This is a genomic window from Blastococcus sp. KM273129, from assembly GCF_021698995.1.
In the GTDB taxonomy this organism is placed as follows: Bacteria; Actinomycetota; Actinomycetes; order Mycobacteriales; family Geodermatophilaceae; genus Blastococcus.
Genome location: NZ_SSXB01000140.1, coordinates 1 through 5,138 on the forward strand (window position 1 = coordinate 1; position 5,138 = coordinate 5,138).

Annotated in this window: 4 protein-coding genes, 1 tRNA gene and 1 other RNA gene; 3 read left to right on the forward strand and 3 right to left on the reverse strand. The window is 75.8% G+C overall.

Features of this window, described 5'->3' with window-relative positions; translation table 11 throughout:
- Window positions 1-174: 174 nt before the first annotated feature.
- Window positions 175-1,869 (reverse strand): serine/threonine-protein kinase, encoded by a 1,695-nt coding sequence (locus E9565_RS21490; RefSeq protein WP_236836691.1) that lies wholly within the window; start codon window positions 1,867-1,869, stop codon window positions 175-177.
- A gap of 18 nt (window positions 1,870-1,887) precedes the next feature.
- On the reverse strand, window positions 1,888-2,235 hold the full coding sequence (locus tag E9565_RS21495) for a hypothetical protein (RefSeq protein WP_236827174.1): 348 nt from the start codon (window positions 2,233-2,235) through the stop codon (window positions 1,888-1,890).
- 160 nt (window positions 2,236-2,395) lie between these two features.
- Here E9565_RS21495 and E9565_RS21500 point away from each other — a divergent pair.
- Window positions 2,396-2,480 (forward strand) — tRNA-Ser (locus tag E9565_RS21500).
- A 54-nt stretch (window positions 2,481-2,534) separates the two neighbouring features.
- Here the strand turns inward: E9565_RS21500 and E9565_RS21505 are convergent.
- Window positions 2,535-3,458, reverse strand: coding sequence for a DMT family transporter (locus E9565_RS21505; protein WP_236827175.1), 924 nt, complete (start codon window positions 3,456-3,458; stop codon window positions 2,535-2,537).
- Between the two features lie 178 nt (window positions 3,459-3,636).
- Between E9565_RS21505 and ffs the strand changes: the two genes are divergently transcribed.
- Together ffs and E9565_RS21515 are read left to right on the forward strand one after the other, a co-directional pair.
- Window positions 3,637-3,732: signal recognition particle sRNA small type (ffs, locus tag E9565_RS21510), an RNA gene on the forward strand.
- A gap of 92 nt (window positions 3,733-3,824) precedes the next feature.
- Window positions 3,825-5,138 (forward strand): DNA polymerase III subunit gamma and tau (locus tag E9565_RS21515; RefSeq protein ID WP_236836692.1); only part of this gene is annotated, 1,314 nt, incomplete at its 3' end.

Sequence of the window (5,138 nt, forward strand, 5' to 3'; positions counted from 1 at the left end):
GGTGACGACCAGCTGCGGCATTCCCATCGCACACCCCTCACCTCAGGGTGTGAACGATGTCCCGAGACAGGTGTGCACGATGTCCTCAACTCAGACACCACCGCCACCGCCAGCAGGAGCAGCCCCCGTCCTCCCGTTCCGGGAGGGCGGGGGCTGCGTCGTACGCGGGGCCCGTCAGGCGGGGAAGTCGCTGTCCAGGATCAGCTGACCGTCGCGGACCAGGAACGTGAAGCGGTGCGGCCCGGTCTCGCGGCGACCGTCGGCGTAGCGCAGCTCCATGGTGGCCGTCGCGGTGGTCTCGCCGTCCGCCGCTCGGATGTCGCGGATGCGCACGTCCTCGAACTGCTCCCAGTACCGGATGTAGTCGGCGCGGCTGATGTTCGCGCGCAGCGTGGGGCCGGTGCGCTCCCACGCCCGTGCCGGGTCCTCGATCACCTGCTCGTGGTAGTCCTCGACGAAGTCGCGGATGCCGTCCTCCGTGAGCGGGTCCGCGTCGTCCCCGTCCCCGTTCCCGCCGTCGCCGTTGCCGTTCCCGTTCCCGCGGTTGCCGTTCCCCTCGTTGCCGTTCCCCTCGTCCTCGTCGCCGTCCCCTTCCCCCTCGTCCGCCGGCGGCGGGACGACCGGTGGAGCGGGCTCCTCCGGCTGGGTCGCCGTGGGCTCCTGGCCGGTGGTGGGGGCCTCGGACGTCGCCGTCGTGGGGGACGCGGCCGTGGCGTCCGGGTCGCCGCCGGACGTCCCCAGCCAGATCCCGAGCGCGCCCAGCAGCGCGACGATGCCGACGCCCGCCGCCACCCACGGGCCCCGGCGGCGTCCGCGGCGGTCGGCGGGTGCCGTTGCCGCTGCCGTTGCCGCTGCCGCTGCCGCGGGCGGGGCGGGCGTGCGGGCGACCCGCGGGACCGGCACCGGCGTCCCGGCGGAGGCCGGCGGAGGGGAAGAGGCGCCGGCGGCGAACACCGCCGTCCCGGAGGGGCCCGCCGGGCGCAGGTCGGTGCGGGCCACGAGCACCGTCGTCGGGTCGCCGTCCCGGCCCGCGGCGAGCCGGGCGAGCTCGTCGCGCACCTCGGTCATCGGGGGGCGCGCGCCGGGGTCGTCGTCGAGCATCCGGAGCAGGGGGTCGGTGAGCGCCCCCGCGCGCTGCGGGGGAGTGATCCGTCCGGCCGCCACCCGGTGCAGCATGCTCAGCGGGTTGTCCTGCATGCCGAACGGCGGCAGGCCCTCGAGGCAGGTGTAGAGGGTGGCCCCGAGGGAGAAGACGTCGCTGGCCTCGGTCATCGCCTGCCCCTGGGCGACCTCCGGGGCGAGGAACGCCGGGGTGCCGGTGATCTGACCGGTCCGGGTGAGGGTGACGTCGCCGCTGGCGTGCGAGATGCCGAAGTCGGTGATCTTGACCAGGCCGGCGGCGCGGCCGCCCTCCCCGATGAGGACGTTGGCCGGTTTGACGTCGCGGTGGACGATCCCGGCCGCGTGGGTGGCCGCCAGGGCGTCGGCGACCTGCGCGCCGATCTGCGCGACCAGGCCCGCGGGCAGCAGCCCCTCGGTGGCGAGGACCTCTGCGAGGCTGCGGGAGGGCAGGTACTCCATGACCAGCCAGGGCACGCCGTCCTCGAGCGCCACGTCGTAGACCGAGATCGCGTGCGGGTGGGTCAGCCGCGCGGCGATGCGGCCCTCGCGCAGCGCCCGCTGCCGCTGCTCGTCGAGCTGCTCCTCGCCGGCTCCCAGCGGCAGCAGGACCTGCTTGACGGCGACCTGCCGGCCCAGGCGCTCGTCGCGCGCCAGCCAGACGGTGCCCATGCCGCCGCCGCCGATCTGCTGCTCCAGGCGGTAGCGCCCGGCGACGAGGCGGCCTGGCCCGGTGCCGGGAGGGGTCATCGAGGGCGGCGCACCGGGTCAGACGGTGGAGGGCACGCCGTACCGGCGGGCGTACTCCTGCTGCGCGCCCGCGGGCAGAACGTCGTAGAGCTCGCCGAGCTCGTCGTGCACGCCGGCGTCGAGGTCGTCGAAGATCCGCTGCCAGGTGGGGGGCTCGTCGTAGCTGCGGGTGAGCAGCAGCTCCCACGCCTGGGCCTGGCGGTCGCGCTTGCTGCGCTCGGCGGCGAACTCCGACAGGTAGCGGTCCTTCGCCGCCGTCTTCTCCGCCGCCGTGGCCCCGGCCGGCAGCGCCGCGGCGTCGCCGCCCTTGAGCACACCGACGATCGCATCGACGACGTCCGGCCGGACCTCGCTGTGCTCACCCATGTCCTGCGCCTCCTCTGTGCGGCCCGCAGGTGCAGGCCTTCCCCGCAGTCCGTCCGGTCAACCGCTCTGCCGTGAGGATGCCGCACGGCGCCGCCGGTGGCCTCCCCGCGGTGTCCCGGCGAGCCGCGCGACGACGCCCGGTACCATTCACCCCGTACCTGGAGGATTCGCCTAGTGGCCTATGGCGCTCGCTTGGAAAGCGGGTTGGGGGCAACCCCTCGGGAGTTCGAATCTCCCATCCTCCGCAGGTCGACGGGCCCCCGGCAGCACGCCGGGGGCCCGTCGCGTCGGGGCGTACCTCAGGCACCCGCCGCCGGCACGGGTTGCCGCAGCCGGCGCAGGTACAGCCCGGCGACGGCGGCGAGCACGAGCAGCCCGCCGAGCAGCGCCAGAGGGGCCAGGCGTTCGCCCAGCAGGGCGGTGGCCAGCGCCGTGGCGGTCAGCGGTTCCAGCAGCGTGACGATCGAGGCCACCGGGCCCGGCACGCTGCGCAGCCCCGTGAAGAACAAGGCGTAGGCCAGCGCGCTCGGGACGACGCCGAGGTACAGCAGCACGCCCAGCGCGACCGGGTCGGTCGTGAGGCGCAGCCCGGTGGCCAGCGCGACGGGGGTGAGCAGCAGCGCGCCGCCGGCGAAGCCGACGAGGGTCACCGGCACCCCGGCCGGCACCCCGCCGCCGGCCAGCGTGACGACGGCGTAGCCGAGCGCCGAGCCGACGGCGAGGAGGGCGCCGAGCAGCACCGCCGTCCCGGTGCCCGCCCCGGCCGACACGCCGACGAGCAGGACCAGTCCCACGAGGGCGACGACCAGGGCGACGACCGTGGGCGCGTCCGGGCGCCCGTGGCCGAGCAGCGTGGCCCCGACGGCGATCAGCAGCGGCGCCAGCCCCAGCGCCACCAGGGTGGCGATGCTCACCCCCGCCGTGGCGACCGCGGCGAAGTAGGCCAGCTGGTAGCAGGCGAGCCCGGCGCCGACGAGGGCCAGGCGGACGGTGGTGCCGCGGCCGAGCGGCGGCAGCGGGCCGGACCGGCGCCGGGCCAGCACCCAGGGGACGAGCAGGGCGACCGCGCCGATGGCCATGCGGTGCCACGCGATGTCGAGGGGGCCGAGGTCGCTGTGGCGGGCGACGATCGAGCCGCTGAAGCCGGAGGTCCCCCAGAAGAGGGCGGCGAGGACGACGAAGGAGAAGCCGCGGGTGGGCGCGGCGGCGCTCGGGGTGGTCATGGTGCTCCAGGGACGGTGGCCGGGACGGGGCTCGTCGGCCGGAGCGCGGGGCGGATCAGCCCGCCGGGCCCCGGCTCAGGAGCGCGGCGGGGGGAGGACCAGGGAGCACCGGGGCGTCATGCGCGGCAGCGTAGCGGGGCGCGCGCCCGCGGCCCGGGGGGTTTCCTCTACAGTGGGTGCCGACCCCTCGTGTGGCGTCATCCTGTGAACCTCCCCAGGGCCGGAAGGCAGCAAGGATAAGCGGGCTCTGGCGGGTGCGCGGGGGGTCCTTTCCTTTCTCCGGGCGGGGTCGCGGGACCCCGCGTCGGCGCACACGCTGGGGTGCGGGGCGGCCGTGGCGTCGGCCCCGGCACGTAACCTCGCCCCGTGGCACTGGCGCTCTACCGGAAGTACCGCCCGGCGACCTTCGCCGAGGTGGTCGGGCAGGAGCACGTCACCGCTCCGCTGGTCAACGCGGTCGACGGCGGCCGGATCAACCACGCCTACCTGTTCAGCGGCCCGCGCGGCTGCGGCAAGACCTCCTCGGCGCGCATCCTGGCCCGCTCGCTCAACTGCGAGCAGGGCCCGACGTCCACGCCGTGCGGGGTCTGCGCCTCCTGCGTCGCCCTGGCGCCGGACGGGCCGGGCTCGCTCGACGTCATCGAGATCGACGCGGCCAGCCACGGTGGTGTGGACGACGCCCGCGACCTGCGCGAGCGGGCGTTCTTCGCGCCGGTGAGCAGCCGCTACAAGGTCTACATCGTCGACGAGGCGCACATGGTGACCACGCAGGGCTTCAACGCCCTGCTCAAGGTGGTCGAGGAGCCGCCGGAGTTCCTGGTCTTCGTGTTCGCGACGACGGAGCCGGAGAAGGTGCTGCCGACCATCCGGTCGCGCACCCACCACTACCCGTTCCGCCTCGTGCCGCCCACGACGCTGCGCACCCTGCTGGAGCGGACCTGCGAGGCCGAGGGCGTGCAGGTGGAGCCGACGGTGTTCCCGCTGGTGGTCCGCGCCGGCGGCGGCTCGGTGCGCGACTCGCTGTCGATCCTCGACCAGCTGCTGGCCGGTGCCGGGCCCGAGGGCGTCACCTACAGGAGCGCCGTCGGCCTGCTCGGCGTCACCGACGACGCCCTGCTCGACGAGACCATCGACGCGCTGGCCGCCCGCGACGCGCCGGGCGTCTTCCGGGCGGTGGACCGGGTGGTCGAGGCCGGGCACGACCCCCGCCGCTTCGCCACCGACCTGCTCGACCGGCTGCGCGACCTGATCGTGCTCGACGCCGTCCCCGACGCCGGCGGCAACGGCCTGCTCGACTGCCCGCCCGACCGGCTGGACCTGATGAACCAGCAGGCGCAGGCGCTCGGCTCGGCCACCCTGTCGCGGATGGCCGACACCGTGCACGAGGGGCTCACCGAGATGCGCGGGACGACGGCGCCGCGGCTGCTGCTCGAGCTGGTCTGCGCCCGCATGCTGCTCCCGGCCACCGACGGGTCGGCCGCCGCCACGCTGCAGCGCCTGGAGCGGCTCGAGCGCCGGATGTCGATCGCCGGCGAGCACGCGGGCCGGCCGCAGGAGGAGATCGGCCACCGCGAGAGCGCCCCGGCCGGCGCCGCCCCGGCGCCCGCCCCCGACCAGGGGCCGGCCGCGCCCTCGGGCCCGCGGCGGGAGTTCGTCCGCAGGTCGCAGACCGCGCAGGCC